The sequence below is a fragment of the Corynebacterium sp. NML 120412 genome, assembly GCF_002285155.1.
GTDB lineage: Bacteria > Actinomycetota > Actinomycetes > Mycobacteriales > Mycobacteriaceae > Corynebacterium > Corynebacterium gottingense.
In genome coordinates this window covers 201,450-217,417 of the sequence record NZ_NSGL01000001.1, presented here as the reverse complement: position 1 = coordinate 217,417, position 15,968 = coordinate 201,450, and the positions used below count along the sequence as shown (strand labels likewise).

The 15,968-nt window shown below is 62.0% G+C and carries 12 protein-coding genes; 3 read left to right on the top strand and 9 right to left on the bottom strand.

Annotated elements, in window-relative coordinates; genetic code table 11:
• The 9 genes from CKJ84_RS00860 to CKJ84_RS00820 all read right to left on the bottom strand — a co-directional run.
• Positions 1-271: DUF202 domain-containing protein (locus CKJ84_RS00860; protein WP_095545652.1), on the bottom strand; the 271-nt coding region annotated here is incomplete at its 3' end.
• Between the two features lie 10 nt (positions 272-281).
• Complete coding sequence (locus tag CKJ84_RS00855) at positions 282-782, bottom strand: VanZ family protein (protein WP_158221656.1); 501 nt, start codon at positions 780-782, stop codon at positions 282-284.
• 31 nt (positions 783-813) lie between these two features.
• Positions 814-1,506: a hypothetical protein gene (locus tag CKJ84_RS00850; RefSeq protein WP_095545650.1), complete on the bottom strand. Its 693-nt coding sequence runs from the start codon at positions 1,504-1,506 to the stop codon at positions 814-816.
• A gap of 49 nt (positions 1,507-1,555) precedes the next feature.
• Positions 1,556-3,082 (bottom strand): hypothetical protein, encoded by a 1,527-nt coding sequence (locus CKJ84_RS00845; RefSeq protein ID WP_095545649.1) that lies wholly within the window; start codon positions 3,080-3,082, stop codon positions 1,556-1,558.
• Positions 3,072-3,860: a hypothetical protein gene (locus CKJ84_RS00840; RefSeq protein WP_143340293.1), complete on the bottom strand. Its 789-nt coding sequence runs from the start codon at positions 3,858-3,860 to the stop codon at positions 3,072-3,074. Before CKJ84_RS00840 ends, CKJ84_RS00845 begins: the two co-directional genes overlap by 11 nt.
• Positions 3,861-3,932: 72 nt before the next feature.
• On the bottom strand, positions 3,933-4,871 hold the full coding sequence (locus CKJ84_RS00835; protein ID WP_095545647.1) for a hypothetical protein: 939 nt from the start codon (positions 4,869-4,871) through the stop codon (positions 3,933-3,935).
• A 134-nt stretch (positions 4,872-5,005) separates the two neighbouring features.
• Complete coding sequence (locus CKJ84_RS00830; protein ID WP_095545646.1) at positions 5,006-6,196, bottom strand: hypothetical protein; 1,191 nt, start codon at positions 6,194-6,196, stop codon at positions 5,006-5,008.
• Positions 6,197-6,261: 65 nt separating this feature from the next.
• Entirely contained in the window at positions 6,262-9,111 is a 2,850-nt protein-coding gene (leuS, locus tag CKJ84_RS00825; RefSeq protein WP_095545645.1) for a leucine--tRNA ligase, read from the bottom strand.
• Positions 9,112-9,334: 223 nt separating this feature from the next.
• Positions 9,335-9,862, bottom strand: coding sequence for a flavodoxin domain-containing protein (locus tag CKJ84_RS00820; RefSeq protein ID WP_233125430.1), 528 nt, complete (start codon positions 9,860-9,862; stop codon positions 9,335-9,337).
• Between the two features lie 481 nt (positions 9,863-10,343).
• Here CKJ84_RS00820 and cas7u point away from each other — a divergent pair, with 481 nt between their 5' ends.
• Genes cas7u through cas3u form a run of 3 tightly spaced genes read left to right on the top strand, consistent with a single transcriptional unit; the run spans position 10,344 to position 15,762 of the window.
• Complete coding sequence (gene cas7u / locus CKJ84_RS00815; protein ID WP_095545643.1) at positions 10,344-11,543, top strand: type I-U CRISPR-associated RAMP protein Csb1/Cas7u; 1,200 nt, start codon at positions 10,344-10,346, stop codon at positions 11,541-11,543.
• A 5-nt stretch (positions 11,544-11,548) separates the two neighbouring features.
• Positions 11,549-13,078, top strand: coding sequence for a type I-U CRISPR-associated protein Csb2 (gene csb2 / locus CKJ84_RS00810; protein WP_095545642.1), 1,530 nt, complete (start codon positions 11,549-11,551; stop codon positions 13,076-13,078).
• Entirely contained in the window at positions 13,075-15,762 is a 2,688-nt protein-coding gene (gene cas3u, locus CKJ84_RS00805; RefSeq protein ID WP_095545641.1) for a type I-U CRISPR-associated helicase/endonuclease Cas3, read from the top strand. Before csb2 ends, cas3u begins: the two co-directional genes overlap by 4 nt.
• Positions 15,763-15,968: the final 206 nt, after the last annotated feature.

The window sequence follows — 15,968 nt, the reverse complement described above, 5'->3', positions numbered from 1 at the left end:
CGCGCTCGAGGCGCGCCCAGCGCACCGCCGCGCCCAGCGAGATCGCCATCGCGATGACCACGATCACGGCGGCGATGATGGAGCGCGTGGCGGGGTCGATCCCCGGCAGGTCGAAGGCCTCGAGCGCGATGCCCCCGGCCAAGAACGCGAGGGCGGTGCGGGTCCAGGCGAGGAAGGTGCGCTCGTTAGCAAGCGTGAAGCGGGGGTCCGGCTCGGTGCCGTCCGGGAAGACCCGGCGCGTAAACCAACCGCGCTGCGTGTCCTGACTCATGCCCCCTACCCTAGGCGATGAACGCGGCCAGCTGGTTCGCGCCGAGCGAAAGATACGGCACGAGGATGACCACGGCGCAGGCGTTGAACAGCCACATCGCGGTGGGCGACTTGTGCAGGGAGGCGGCGGCAGCGCCGATGAGGCCGCCGGTGGTGTTGAAGATGAGGTCGTCCATGTCGCTGTAGCCCGCCGCGAGGAGGTATTGCAGGGACTCGACGGTGAGGCTGGCGAGGAAGCAGAAGCAGGTGGTGGCGGCGACGGAGCGTCGATAGGCGAGATAGCCCACGGGGACAAAGAGGGCGAGATTGCCAAAGAGGTTGAACCAGGGGCCCCACCACACGCGGTAGTGCTGGAAGGAGACGAGGGGGTCGAGGCGGATCTGCTGGATCTGGTGCGCGGCGGCGTCCCACAGGCCGGGGACGGAGATGTAGGCCTTGCCCACCGTGAAGGCGAGCACGAAGGCGGCCGCGACCGTGAGGCTCAGCGTGTACAGGGCGGGCGAGATTTTCACCTGGGCAACCCTAGCGCCCCGCATTGCCCTGCTACTGGGGGTTGGCTGCGTGGTTGCTGGGGACCTGGCCGCCCGAGGCCTGCAGGTACGCGTGCGCGAACGCGAGCAGCGCCACCGGCAGCGTGACCAGCAGGCCGACGCCGGCGAGCAGTGCGCCTGCGGCGTTGAGGAGCGTGAGCAGCACCGCCAGCCCCAGCAGCGGGGCGTAGTTGCGCGAGCCCGCGACGACACCGGGCCGGGTGGCGTCCCACATGGTCATGCCGCTTGCAGAGTAGTAGATGATCTGCGTCAGCCACGGCGCGAGCACGTTGAGCAGGACGATCGCGCCGCCGCCCAGCCACAGCGCGCCGGACGGGAAGAAGCCGTCCACCCTGCCAGAGAACGCCACGACCGTGGACCAGAGCGTGAAGCAGGCGACGAACACGAAGACGACGAGGAGCGCGGTGAGCAGCGTCTCCTTGTACAAGAGGGTGGTCATCTTCCGCAGGCGAGGGGCGCGCTCGCGAGTCTGGCGCAGCGCCGTGACCGTGGCGAATGGGATCACGAGCGCCGCGACGACCAGCGGCGTGACGTAGTAGCACAGCGCGAGGCTGGCCGCCGTGATGAGCAGCGCGACGGCGGTGCATGGGACCCAGAGCCGCCAGTTGGACGTCGCCGCCGCCCACCCCCACGTCAGCGCCGGGCGGATGCGGACCGTGCCCGCGCGTGAATGTTCCTCCTGCATACACCGCACGCTACCAAAGTTCCCAGGGTTTGCACGGGTACGTCCCCTATTAATTTCTGCCGCGGTATGTGCTGTGCTTATCGACGGGAACCGGTCCCCGCGACGCCTCCCGGTACGCGTGGGCGTACGCCAGCAGTGAGAGCGGGATCGTCACCAAAAGGCCCAGGCCAAGAACCGCGGCGCCGAGAATGTTGAGGACCGTGCACACCAGCGCAAGGGCGAGCAGCGGGAAATAGTTGCGCACGCCGCGCCGGAACCCGCGGCCGATCGCCTGGCCGATCCCGCTGCCGTCCGCCGCGAAGAACGGCATGAGCGCCCACAGCGGCGATACGGCAAGGTAGCACAGCAAACCGATGCCCAGCATGATGGGACCCATCGGCGTCCCCTCCGGCACGTCCCACGGCAACGTCTGGTGAAGCGCCCAGCGCACGGCGGAGGGCACTGGCCACGAAATCGCGGCGGCGAACAGCCCGGCCACCACAGTCTGCGCGAAGTGCAGGGGCTTCACTTCCCCGAGGGAGAACGTCACGCGGTCCGTCTGCCGCAGCGCCGCAGACACGGCAAACGGGACCACCACGGCAAACCACACGGCGGGGAAGAGGAACAGCGCGGCGATGAAGAGCAGCGGGTTGCCAGCCACGACACAGATGATGAGCAACGCGAACGTCAGCTGCACGCACGTGACCCAGTTTCCGGTGAACGCGGCCCACGCCCAGGAGAACGCGCGACCCACTCGGACCCGCCCGGTGCCGGGTTCGGTGGGCCAGGCCTGCGGGTCGATGTACGTGTTGCTGGCCTGGGCGTACGGGTTTTCGCCGGGGGCTGGTGTGGGGTCGGGTGTGGGTTTTTCGGGTTCTGTTGGTTCCGTGGGCTCTGTCGGTGCTGTCGGCTCTGTGGGCTCCTCCACTGTGCGGCCCACGGCCTGGCAGTACGCGTGGGCGAACGCACACACGACGATCGGCACCGCCACCAGCAGCCCGACGCCGATGCAGACTGTGCCGATGAGCAGGGTGAGCAGGGACAAGGCTTCGAGGGCCATGAGGCGCAGCCAGTTCGCGGCGGCGCGCTTCGTCGCGGCCAGCAGGCCGTACCCGTCAGCGGCGGCGAGGGGCAGGAAGCTGCACAGGGGCGCAAGCGCAAAGAAAGCCACGAATCCGCCGAGGATGAACCAGGCGGCCGGGTCGGCGTAGAGCGGGGTGGGTGGTCGCTCACCGTACGGGTCCACCAACGCGGCGAAGGAGGGGGCTGCAATACCCAGCCAGAGGGCGAAGCTCAGGAAGCCGATGAGCTCCACCACCGCCGTCGCGCCGAGCGTCTGGAAGGCGCGGGGGAACTCCAGCTCGGTCAGGCGCAGCCGGGGGTGCTGCGTCTGCTGCAGTGCGACGATGGCAAACAGGGCCGACGCCAGCATGAACACGAGCAAGTAGCCGTAAAACTGCAGCAGCACCCACAGGACAACCGACACGAGGAAGGTGGCGAGCGTGAGCGGCACCCACATCGCCCAGTTGTTCAAGACGGTGCGGATTGACCACTCGAAGGCGGCGCGGGCGTTGATGGTTTTGGGGTTAGCGGTCATTGTGGTGTGCGGTGGTGTCGATAAGCGGGAAGCCCCCGGTGACCTGACGGTACCCGTGCGCGAGGGCGAGGAACAGGAGCGGGAAGACGAGCGCGGCGACGCCGCAGGTGAGGTACCTGGAGCCGGGGAACATGGTGAGATCATTCCACACCGCCACGATCATCAAGGCGTAGGGGGCGGCGACCGCGATAAATACCTTGAACCAGTTTCGCACCGACGCGCGCAGGCCCAGTGTGACCGCGGAGCCGAAGCTGGTGCGACCGTCCGCCGCGGCGAACGGGACGAACGCGACGAAGGCTGTCGCCGCGGTGAAGATGAGTACGCCACCGAGCAAGACGTATGTCGTGCCGGCCTCGTACCAGGGCTGTTCCGGCGTATGCCCGCTCGGGTCGAACCTCCACATCGACGCGCCAAGGAACACGAAGAACAAGGTGATGGCGAATCCGCCGGCAAAGAGCCCGAAGAGGAACGCGAGGACCAGGAGTTTGGCAAAGCCGGGCACACCGATCTCATCTAGCTTGAGGCGCCGCACCGTGGTTTGCTGCATCGCGAGCGAAATCAACACCGGCACCGCCAGGACAGTAAACGTCTGCCAAAACCGCGTTGACAACCCGATGAAGCAGATGAGGCTCAGCGGACCCCAGATGATCAGGTTAGTTCCCCAGGCGCGCACCGCCCACGCGTAGGCGGGCAGGAGGCGCAGCCCGTCCGCGGGCTGCATCGGCGGCGGGTTGCTGTGCTCCGCGTACGGACTCTGCCCACCATTCGGGGTGCTCATGCGCCTGAGACTAGCAGCGATTGGGGGAAATGTTTGGGGTCGATACCAATCCGTGACCTCAGCCCTTTGCCGTTAGCGTACAGAGAGCGTGCTTTTCGACGGCACCGGGCCACCCGAGATCTGCCGGTAGGCATGCGCCCAGGTGAGGATGATGACGGGCACCGCGACGATGAGGCCGACGCCCACCGCTACCCCGCCGAGGACGAAGATGAGGAACGAGGCCACGATGAGCCCCAGCAACGGCAGGTAGTTGCGCTTCGCTGCCTTGAACCCCCTGACGATGCAGCCGCCGAAATCGGCGCCGTTGTCCGCCGCGTACCAGACCTGCAGAAGGAAGAATGGCAGGGTGGCCAAGAACAAGAAGGTGGCGACGTAATCAAAGGGGGTCAACTCCGGTTCCACAACCGGGTAACCCGCAGGTAGAGGAGGCGCAGGATTGCCAGTGGCCAGGCGCAGCAGCTCAGCAATGGTGACGATCAGCGCGAGGGCGCCAAGCGACATGATCCCGGTCAGCATATACATGCCGAGCGTCACCCAGTAGGTGGAAGTGCCCTGCTCCGGTGTCTCGTTCTTGTACACCAGCGTCTGCTTCAGCCCCAAGGAGAGGCAGAGCGGGTACAAGGCGGCTATGACTAGCCACCCGACGAACGGGATCGCGCCAGCCAACAAGGCCAACAGCAGCCCGAGCCCGCACGGAATCCAGAACTTCCAGCGGGAAAACGTGGTGTTCACGCCCCAGGTGAGCGCCTCGCCGATATTGAGCTTGCCGGTGCCCTTCATGTGGATCCACCCGTTGCGCTCAGGGGCGTTGATGGGGTGCGCGGTGCGGCCGTCGCCAAAGGTGTCGTCAATAAGCCGCTTGCCGTGGAACTTCATGGCGTTCACGGAATGGGAGAGGACGCTGGGCTGCGGTGCGTTCGCACCGGTCGCGGGGTACTGGTCGTAGCCGTGGAACGCTGGGTTGTTATCGGGGTTGTTATCGGGGCCGTACGGGAGTTCCGGTCTCGTCATAGTTCGGAGCGTAACAAGGTGCGGACCATTGCGCGACCGGAAAATGAGCGTTGTATCACATTGCAATATGAGTGATACATAGCGAACACCCCGCGCGGCCGGCAGGCTGCGCGGGGCGTTGCGGGGTTAAACGCTTAGAGTTGCGCCGGGAACTCGTCCTCCACCGGGACCGGGCCGCCGGAGATCTGGCGGTACGCGTGCGCCTGCGCGAGGAGCACGACCGGGGTGGCAATGATCATGCCGAGGAACGCAAGGACGTAGCCCACGAAGCTGAGCAGGCCAGCAAGCACAGCCAGCCCCAGCAGCGGCAGGTAGTTTCGCTTGCCGTCGGCAAAGCTCTTGCTAAACGCCTGACCGAAGGAGCCGTTGTTCTCAGAGGCGTACCACACGGTCATCATGAGGAACGGAGATACGAACCATGCGATGAGCATGAGCAGGCCCATGGAGCCGAGGAGCGGGCCGAGCAGGGGAAGCAGCGCCTCGAAGTCCTCCGGGCTTGTCGGGTTCTCTGGCAATGCGTTGAGGTCCACGCTGCTGAAGCCGGCAACCATGCCAATGGTGAGGAACACAAACATGCCGACGGTAACAACTGCAAAAAAGACCGCCAGAACACCCAGGGTCTTCCCGTACGCGGGAGTCTTGATGTCGCCCCACCCGAACGAGCGGGCCAGCGTCTGCTGCAGCGCGGCAGAGAAGAACACCGGGTACACAAACAACGGGACAATGCCGAGTACCCCTGTCGGGACGATCATCGTGAGCCACTGCCACGCACACGCAATGAGGCCGAGGACGATCCAGACCTTCCAGTTGGAGAACGTGGTCTTAAAGGCCCAGGAGAACGCGTCGGTAATGTTCAGCTTGCCGTTGCCCTTGGTGTGCGTCCAGCCGTTGTTGGCCGGGGCATTGATCGGGTGCGGGGTCGCGCCGTCGCCGTAAGTGCCGTCGGTGAGCTCCTGGCCGTGGTAGCGCAGCGCGGTCGCGCCGGCGGCACCAGCCGCGGCGTTCACATCGAACTGTTCGTACCCGTTCGGGCCGAAGCCGCCCTGGCCGTACGGCTCGGAACCGCTGGCGCCGTAGCTGTTGGAGCCGTACTCGTTGGAACCGTAGCCGTTCGCGCCGTAGGCGTCAGCGCTGTTCTGGCCGAAGTCGGACTGACCGGAACCGGTGGTGCCGGCGGAGCCGGCGCTGTCCGGGTTCCACGCGGAGGAGCCAGTGTTCTCCGGGTGGCTCCCCGCCGGGTTGTCGGGGTACGGCTCGTAGCCGTACGGGGAGTCCCCGCTCGGGCTATTGTCGCCCGGGGTGTTTCCATTGTTCGGTGTAGTCATGCGGCCGATGATAACAGCCGCCCCACCGATAACGCCCGCCTCGGCAGGGGACGGACAGGACTTCCCTACTTCACCACCAGGTTGACCATGCGGCCCGGCACGACGATCGTCTTGACGATCTGCTTGCCGCTGGTGAGTTCGGTCACGCGGGCGTCGTCAAGCGCTGCCTGCTCCATGGCCTCCTTGGAGGCGTCGGCGGCGACATTGATGCGAGCCTTGACCTTGCCATTGATCTGCACGGGGATCTCCACGGTGTCATCGGTGAGCAGCGACTCGTCGAAGGTGGGGAACGGCTCGAACGTGATCGTGTCGGCGTGACCGAGCTTGGCCCACAGTTCTTCGGCGATGTGCGGGGCGACCGGCGCAACCATCTGCACCAGCGGGGTCACCGCGGCGCGCGGGGCCTGCTGCGGGTACGCCTTGGTGAGGTAGTTGACGTACTCGATGAGCTTGGCCACCACGGTGTTGTCGCGCAGGTGCTCGTAGTCGTCGCGCACGCCGGCGATGGTGCGGTGGAGCTGCTTCGCGTCGTCGTCGGAAAGCTCCGCGTCGGTGACGTTGGCCTCGCCAGTCTCCTCGCTGACCACCAGGCGCCACAGGCGCTGCAGGAAGCGGTGCGCGCCCACGACGTCCTTCGTCGCCCACGGGCGGGAGGTGTCCAGCGGGCCCATCGACATCTCGTAGACGCGCAGGGTGTCCGCGCCGAAGTCGGTGGCGATGTCGTCCGGGGCGACCGCGTTCTTCAGCGACTTGCCCATCTTGCCGTACTCGCGGTTGACTTCGGCTCCGTCGAAGAAGAACTTGCCGTCCTTCTCCTCCACCTCGGCGGCCGGGACGTACACGCCGCGGGCGTCCGTGTAGGCGTAGGCCTGGATGTAGCCTTGGTTGAACAGGCGGCGGTACGGCTCCCTGGAGCTAACAAAGCCCAGGTCAAAGAGCACCTTGTGCCAGAAGCGGGCGTAGAGCAGGTGCAGCACCGCGTGCTCGACGCCGCCGACGTACAGGTCCACGCCGCCCGGGTCGTTCTCGCCGCGCGGGCCGGTCCAGTAGCGCTCGTTCTCCAGGTCGCAGAAGGCCTCCGAGTTGGTCGGATCGATGTAGCGCAGCTGGTACCAAGAGGAACCGGCCCACTGCGGCATGACGTTGGTGTCGCGCCAGTAGGTCTTCTCCCCGTCGCCCAGGTCCATGCGCACCTCGACCCAGTCCTTGGCCTTGGCCAGCGGCGGCGAGGGCTCGGAATCCGCGTCGTCCGGCTCGTAGGAGACCGGCTTGTAGTCCTCCACGTCCGGCAGCTCGACCGGCAGCTGGTCCTCCGGGATGGAGTGCGCCTGGCCGTGTTCGTCGTACACGATCGGGAAGGGCTCGCCCCAGTAGCGCTGGCGGGCGAACAGCCAGTCGCGCAGCTTGTACTGGATCTTCTCCGCGCCCTTTTGCTTCTCGACGATCCACCGCAGCGCCTGCTCAATCGCCTCGGCCTTACCCAGACCGTTCAGGTCAAGGCCATCGTTGTTGGCCGAGTTGATGTGCGTTGCATCGCCGGTGAACGCGGCCTCGGAGACGTCGCCCTCGATCACGGGGACGATGGGCAGGCCGAAGGCGGTAGCGAACTCGTAGTCGCGGTTGTCGTGCGCCGGCACCGCCATGACCGCGCCCGTGCCGTAACCGGTGAGCACGTAGTCCGCGATGAAGATGGGGACCTGCTCGCCGCTGACCGGGTTGGTGGCGTAGGTACCCAGGAAGACGCCGGTCTTTTCCTTGTTCTCCTGGCGCTCCACGTCGGACTTGGCGGCGATGGAGCGCTTGTAGGCGTCCACGGCCTCGCGCGGGGTGGCCTGGCCGTTGGTCCAGCGCTCGTCAGTGCCGGCGGGGTAGGCGTCGGCCACGAGGGCGTCGACAAGCTCATGCTCCGGAGCGAGCACGACGAAGGAGGCGCCGAACAGCGTATCCGGGCGGGTGGTGAAGACGGTGATGTCGCCTGCGACGGAGTTGAAGTTGACCTCCGCGCCGCGCGAACGGCCGATCCAGTTGCGCTGCATGCTCTTGACCTTCTCCGGCCAGTCCAGCAGGTCAAGGTCTTCGAGCAGGCGATCCGAGTAGGCAGTAATGCGCATCATCCACTGGCGCAGGCGCTTGCGGAAGACCGGGAAGTTGCCGCGCTCCGAGCGGCCCTCCGCCGTGACCTCCTCGTTGGCCAGCACGGTACCCAGGCCGGGGCACCAGTTGACCATCGAGTCGTCGAGGTAGACGAGACGGAATTCGTCGATAGCCTTGTGCTTCTCTGCCGTGGTGAGGTCGCGGAAGTTGCGGCCGTCTTTGGTCGTGCGCGCGCCGGTCATGAGGTCGCGCACCAGGTCCTCGATCGGGCGAGCCTTCTGCTGCTCCTCGTCGAACCAGGCATTGTAGATCTGCAGGAAGATCCACTGCGTCCACTTGTAAAACTCCGGGTCCGTCGTGGCCACGGAGCGGCGCTTGTCGTGCCCCAGGCCCAGCTGGTCCAGCTGGCGGGTCATGTTGTCGATGTTCTTCTCCGTGGTCGTGCGCGGATGCGTACCCGTCTGGATGGCGTACTGCTCCGCGGGCAGACCAAACGCGTCGTATCCCAGCGTGTGCAGGACGTTCTTGCCCAGCATGCGGTTGTAGCGGGCGAACACGTCCGTCGCGATGTAGCCCAGCGGGTGGCCCACGTGCAGGCCCGCGCCCGAGGGGTACGGGAACATGTCCTGGACGTTGAGCTTCTCCTTCGGCAGCTCCTCGCCGGTGGCCAGGTCGCCGACCGGGTTGGGGGCGTTAAACGTGCCGTGCTCGCGCCAGTACGACTGCCATTTCTGCTCAATGTCGTTGGCCAGCTCCGCGCCGTAACGGTACGCGGGGCCGTTGGCCTGGTTGGGGTTCTGCGTGGAGTCCTGCTCAGTCATAGGTATGCAGTGTAGTAGGCCCGGCGCGGTCAGGGGCCATTGCTTATCTGCGGCTTATCGACGCCCGGTGCTCCCGCTCCTGCGACGCATTTCCCCAGGGAATTCTTTTTGGCGTGATTTTTGGGGCCGAAAAGATATCGGAAAGAGATAGGACGGTTTTTGGGGTTTGTTTATGGCGTTTTGACTGGTAGACGAATTGTTTCGATATCTTTTTTAATTGTTTTTACGTCTTTGGCTGCGCCGCCCACGCCACGATCTCGTCGAGAAGCGAAAGATCGACCCGATCGGTGTCCTTCTTATACATCTCGATCATCGAGTGCTCGTTTTCCGACTTCCGTGGCTTCAACTTGAGCGCACCAATGATTCCGCGCATCACGCCCAGGTGTGCAGTGGTGAGCTCCGAGTAATTCAGTCGGCCCGGGAGGTAGAAACGCTGTACCTGGTCCGCCCGGTCGCCGAGCAGTTCCGCCGTGGGGTCTGCCTCTCTCACTACATGGTCGAGCGTCATGCCGACCGTGACCACACAGATGGGACGTGCCTGGATCGTTGTTTCCGGGAGCGACTTTACGAACTTGGCCGCCGCGTTCATCGGGCCGTGCGCCGGCGCGAGCGCAATGATCGGGCCTTCCGCGGCATCATCGGGCACTTCGGCAGGATCTGGAATCTCCTGCGCGGTCGTACTGAGACGACGCGCGAGCTCCTCGGCGTACTGCTTCGTGGAACCGTAGACAGAGGAGAAGTAGATGTGCATATTTACCTTCATTATTTCGATTCGGATTGCTCTAGCAGACCCTGAATGCGCATGCACCGAGGGCATGCGGCAAGTTTCTTTTGATCAAAACGAGCTGCGGCTGCCCCATCTCCGTCAGACCATCTTTCGACCAGCCTTTTGCCCTCTGCGTTGACCATCTTAACCACGGAAGATACCTGAGGGAAGTCCCACAAAATCGACAGGTAACCAGAGTTCTCTGCGCTTCAGTCGAAAGATGTAATCTAGCCCTAGCCATGCGGCCTTTCATTGAGGATCTCTCTACGCATAGCGAATCCAAGGGCCGAGCGGTTTGCCGCATGGTCATACTCATTATTTTTCTACTCTCTCTTCGCGTAGCGTCACTCGAACAATATGCTACTCTTGTACCCAAGCCAAGAACATTGGCCACGGTTTCAATCTAGGCACCCGACCGAACATCCGAAGCCGCACACCACACACTCATTCGAAAGGAAGAATCACAATGCAACTTCAGGACCTGCTCGACGCCTGCACTCCTGGCGGAGCGTCGGTACTCACTTCCGTCACCGAACTTTCCGCAGCTGCCGGTCCACACGCCTCAGTCACTCCCGCAAAATTCATCGATGGCAACACCCCTTGTTTCGGCTACGAACCACGTTTCATCGACGGCGCCCCCGCAGAGAGCGTCATCATCGACAGCATTCCTTCTTCAGTAAACCGAGGAGAGCAGGCCATCACGCGTGCGATCGAGGGCGGTGACCGATTGCTGTCTCGCATCCCACGCATCCTCGTCCACTATGGGAATGAGAGCTATACAGACATCGAACTTCCCCACCGCTTCGCCGACGGGCACATTCGCGCCAGCAGCTCAGAGGGGAAGCCGGTCACCAAAGCTGACTGGTACCGCGACATGAGGAATTCGACACCGCGGGATTACCGCGCAATCCTCAACACTTCCCCAATCGCGCTCCTCAACGGCGTTTGGGACTCGACACGCCCCTCAAATCAGGTCCGCATAAGGCGGTCAATCACCGGGGAGACCATTGGTATCCTCGCGGACCAGACGCGTCCAGGCAGTGAGCAACAGGGTGCCCGAAGCGGCGCTCGCGTCGACCCTGTCGGGGCAGCTGTCCACCTTGATCCGGCCTCGTTCCAGGAGATCATCGCTGGCCAGGGAGATGATCTTTCGAAGAAAAAACTCAAAGACATCAACGCCAAGATAAAGAAGGCGAAGAAGGGCGAAACTTTCTCCGGTGCAGGAGTAGGTGTGGGAGCACTTCCTCCGACCTTAGACCCTCTCGGAGGCGTGTCCTGCTCTCGCATCATCCGATCCTGGGTGATGAGCTTCACCGCTCTCCGCCAGCTGAACTTTGGCGACGACCCGGAGCAGAATGTTGCTGCAAGGGCGCTCATCGCGGCTCTTGGCCTGGCCCTCATTGCCAGGGCAGAACAGGAACTGTACTACCGCTCGAATTGCGACCTCGTCGAAGTAGCAGCTCCCGTGGTCAAGATCGATAAGCGATATGGCAATTTCCAGGAGCTACCTCCACTGAGCATCGAAGCTGCTGATGCTCTCTTTGAAGCGGCGCTCGAACACGCCGAAAAGCTGGGGGTTGCCGATTGGCACGGACAGGTTCGCGAAGTAGTCGGAAACCCTGCCATCATCGCCGGCGCGGTGGACGAAGCAGAAGATAAGGAATAACCAAAATGCCCCAATTAGCGTTGACTGCAACGTTCCCGTTGGGCACCTACTATGGGCATCGCAGTGATGGTTCTGTCGAGGCTTACCCTTCTCCTCTGCGGTTACACGCAGCCCTTCTTAGCGCTGCAGCCCTGGGCCACCTCTCGGAGGATGGAGAGCCTTCACAGGCCTCGCTCGATGCCCTTCAATGGCTTGAAAGGCATCCACCAAACGGGATCTATCAACCGGAAACTCGCCTCCTCAATAAAGGGAATCAGAGAATTGGGTACCGGGACGTCGGAACCGTCAATTCAGAAAGTATGCGAAAGAAAGTAGAAGCCCGCCCCATTTCAAATGGTGTGGCAGTGCAATCTTCTTACGGCTATATGTGGCACGACGTGCCGGAGGAGATTGCTGCCACGCTTACTCAACTCGCTGGAGATGTGCCCTATTTGGGGGAAAGCCACAGCGTTGTCACGTTAAGGGCGCAAAGTTTTACACCGAACCTGTGGTTATCCCCAACTGCGAACTGCTTCACCAGGGAGGCTTTCGCCCGGCAGGTTGCCGCAGAAGGACGTACGGCTGCCCTGATCGCTAACCACAAAGCGCGCCTCACGGCGAAACCACCGACGCCGGCACGCGACGCTTTCAAGAAGAGCCAAGTCCCCCACAGCGAACGCCCTACCGAAATTGGCATTGCGGAGACATGGTACGAGCCCGCAGAGACTCCCCCCGAAGATGCACCATGGGGCACCGTTTACCTTTTTGAGCTAGATCGTGAGGTTGAAAAACGAGACCGCGTCGCGTTGGCACTGAGCATGCACAAGGCACTCATTGCTCGTCTTGGCTACGGCGCTGCGCCCCTCATCACGGGTAAGTACAACGACGGGATCAAGCAGCCTCCAAATCGGCTTGCTATCCAGTATCTGCCACCACGTCTCGCTCATTTGCTGAACAAGGATGGCCCTCTTCTTGGATTATTCGTGCCGTCTGATGCAACTCCGGAGGAGCTCCTCCAAGTCCAGCGAGCAGTGGATATCCGCGAGCTCTGGTCGAGGCATCTCGGCAAGATCCGCATTCAGTTCTCCAATGAGACACGCTCAGGAACGCGCTTTTGGCCAGCGCCAGAACCTGGCACCTACCGGCTATGGGAAACGGAAATGCCAATCGTGCCTGAGGTGCGACGAATCCGTCGCAGTGGCAACGAATGGTCGCTGGGCGATTCCGCGTTGCTCTCCGCTGCTTACGTATGGCGGAACGACTTCGCCCTTAGCGGAAGCGGACCGACGCGATACATGAACCTCCGCGATCAGGCTGCACGCAGGGGAGTCGTTGCTCTCAACACGCACGCAGTTACTCGGCACGTTCGTGACTTTGCGCATCATTCGCACGAAAGCGTTCCTGTGCAGCCTTACCGCGCGGTGCTCGATTTAGGTGATCTGGCAGGCCCTCAGGCCGCAGTCATGCTAGGCCAATCTAGGCACCTTGGCGGCGGCCTGCTCCGTCCATTGGATATCAGCCTCAATTCGTCAGAAATCCTAGGAGAAAAGCCATGACGAAGTTATCTTTGAGTGATTTCGACGAGTTTTTCGCCGCCATGAATGACGGACACGTCCCCTTTACATGGCAGTGTGAGCTCCTCGAACACATTGTGCGTACCGGGCGGTGGCCAGACCAAATCATGGCCCCAACTGGTGCAGGAAAATCTTCTGTTGTCGACGTCCACATTTTCGCAAATGCTCTGTTTGCCGCGGGGGAAGCTCCACGCCTCCCACGCCGATTGCACACAGTGGTGAATCGACGCGGTCTCGTGGACAACCAGTACCAACGTGCCCTCGAAATACTGCAGGCACTGAGAGAAAGCCTCGCCGGTAACAGTGACCACCCAGACGTCGTACGCAAGGTCGCAGATGCATTACGTAGCCTGGTGCCCGCTGGCGGTAACGCGCCGTGCATCGTGTCTATATTACGCGGCGGGCTCAGCTCACGGTCGTTACCAGTAAGTGACCTTGCCAGCTGCGCTGTCATTGCCTCAACACCGGACATGTGGGGTTCGCGCGCACTCTTTCAAGGGTATGGTTCAACCAGGTACGCCCGCCCCAGGGAAACCGCTCTTGTCACTAGCGACTCGGTGATTGTGCTTGACGAGGCGCATTTGAACCGTCAACTACTCACCACGGCACGCCGGATTCGGGAAATTCAACTGACTGGTGCAGACACTGGTCTCCCTGCACTCCAAGTAGTCGAGACAACAGCAACTCCCGCAAACCAGTCTGAAGATTGGTCGGTAATCGGGGCTGATCCCGATGCACTCGACGAAAGCCGAGACTCAGCGCTGCAGCGCAGGCTCCATGCGACGAAGCAGTTGAAGCATATCCAAACCCCCAAGTGGAATGGCAAGAAGGCAAACCGTGGCGTAGTGGACGGTGCGCTCGAGCAGATTCACGCATGGCTGGAAGAAGACAATCGCGTCGGCCCGATTGGGTGCATCGTGAATCATGTTGATACAGCGCTAAAAGTAGCCAGCGCGCTCAAGAGGAAGAAAGTACGATACATCCTCCTCGTCGGCCGTATGCGCCCATTTGACCTCAAAAAACTCGAGGAAGACTATCCGGGCGTGCTTACTACTGCTGGAAACAAGCAGGTTGACGTCGTTGTTGCAACACAGACGCTTGAGGTTGGAGTAGACGTTGATTTCCAATACATGGTCACCGAGCTAGCTCCCGCTACTGCAATTCAACAGCGCAGCGGACGTGCCAACCGTCTCGGAAAATACGACACATCTGAGCTAGCAATTCTTGAGCCGGTTGCTCCGCCTGCGGCGAACAAGGAATTCGCACCATACAAGGGTGCCGATCTCCACGCAGCCTTTCAATGGCTTGCGGTCTTCGAAAGCGGCACTGACATGAATCCTGCGCTGCTCGCTTCGAACCCAGCCCCTGCGACAACTCCCACTCGCCTGCTGTACCAGCGTTTGGAGTACCGAGATGTAGAGCTACTCGCTAAATCAGCTGAGCGGCGCGCAAACCCAATCGAGCTTGATTTCTGGCTCCGAGACTCTCTAGAAGAAGAAACCCCTACCGCCGGTGTAGTTCTGCGCAAGAAGTTACCGCAAACGCAGGAAGCAACCGTAGAGCTGCTTGAGGCCTTGCCGCCTCGAGCTGAAGAGGTTTTCCCGGGCTCGCTATCTACCGTCAGAGAACTCGCCGTCAAGCTCCAGCAAGACAGCGAGGAACGTCACTCGACGACGTTGCTGTTGGTATACCGCGCGGGCGACATAGAGCTCCTTGACGAGCCGAATGAAATCAAGCCTGGCGATATCCTCATCGTAAGCGATCAACTACCGTTTACTACCCAGGGTGTACTGACAATTCCGGCTGAAGATGCTCAGCTCCCAGATGAAGTTCCAGCGGACGGGGTTACTGTTTACTTGCCCGATGAAGAAGATCTTGACCTGGATCTCTTCCGAGCCGCAAGCTCGATGACCCCCGCTGAGATTCTGGAATCATGGTACGACCGCTTTCCTGATGACGCCGAAGCCGGGATGAGCATCGAAGTCTCTGCATCATCGATCGAGGATCCCCGGGGCGATCTTGCCGCTTGGATTCTCCGCCGCGATTCCAAAACGCTGCGTACTGATGCGGAGGCGGTGCAAGAATGGACGCCTCGTGTGATCAAAAACGCCCCGCCCCCATCTCTGGCACAGCACCAAGCTGACGTAGCTGAGCGGGCACGGCTTATCTGCGACTCCCTGGGTGTCAGTCCAGCTCTTGCAGACCGGGTGGTTACAGCAAGCTTGCTTCACGACGAAGGCAAGCGCGATCCCCGCTTTCAGCGGATGTTGGGAAACCTCGATCTTGTCCAACCATGGGCTAAGAGCCGTACCCGGAGCCGACAAGAGATCCAGCGAGCAAAGGCTGGAAGTGGTTTGCCTGTTGGGTGGCGACATGAACAGCTCTCTGCAGCTATAGCTGAAGACCTTCGTCTCCAAGGAGACGAGCGCATCGATGAGCTGGTCGTACATATTATTGGCGCTAGCCACGGCCGCGGACGAGACCTATTCCCCCAAGTTGGAGAAGAACTCCTTGTTGGATCCGCAACCGCACAGAAGTTGTTCACGCAGGGTCAGTGGGAAAGCCAAGTACGCAAGCTCACAAGAGAATACGGTGCCTATGCCCTCGCTGCTTGCGAAGCGCTCGAGCGCGCAGCGGACGCGCAGATTTCAGGAGAAGGACGATGAAACACAGTCTTGTAGTTGGAGGGAATGTATATTCCGGATTATCCCATTTTGCTCTTGCTGGGCTTAGTCTCCTCGCACGGTCAATATGTGACGGTGTCGTTACCACTCACTGGAGCGACGAACCAACACCCCGCGGTGTCCTGGAAACAGAGGACATTACTCCCGAAGAGATAGCCGGAGAGATCAAGCGTCTCAGCCAGTCGTGG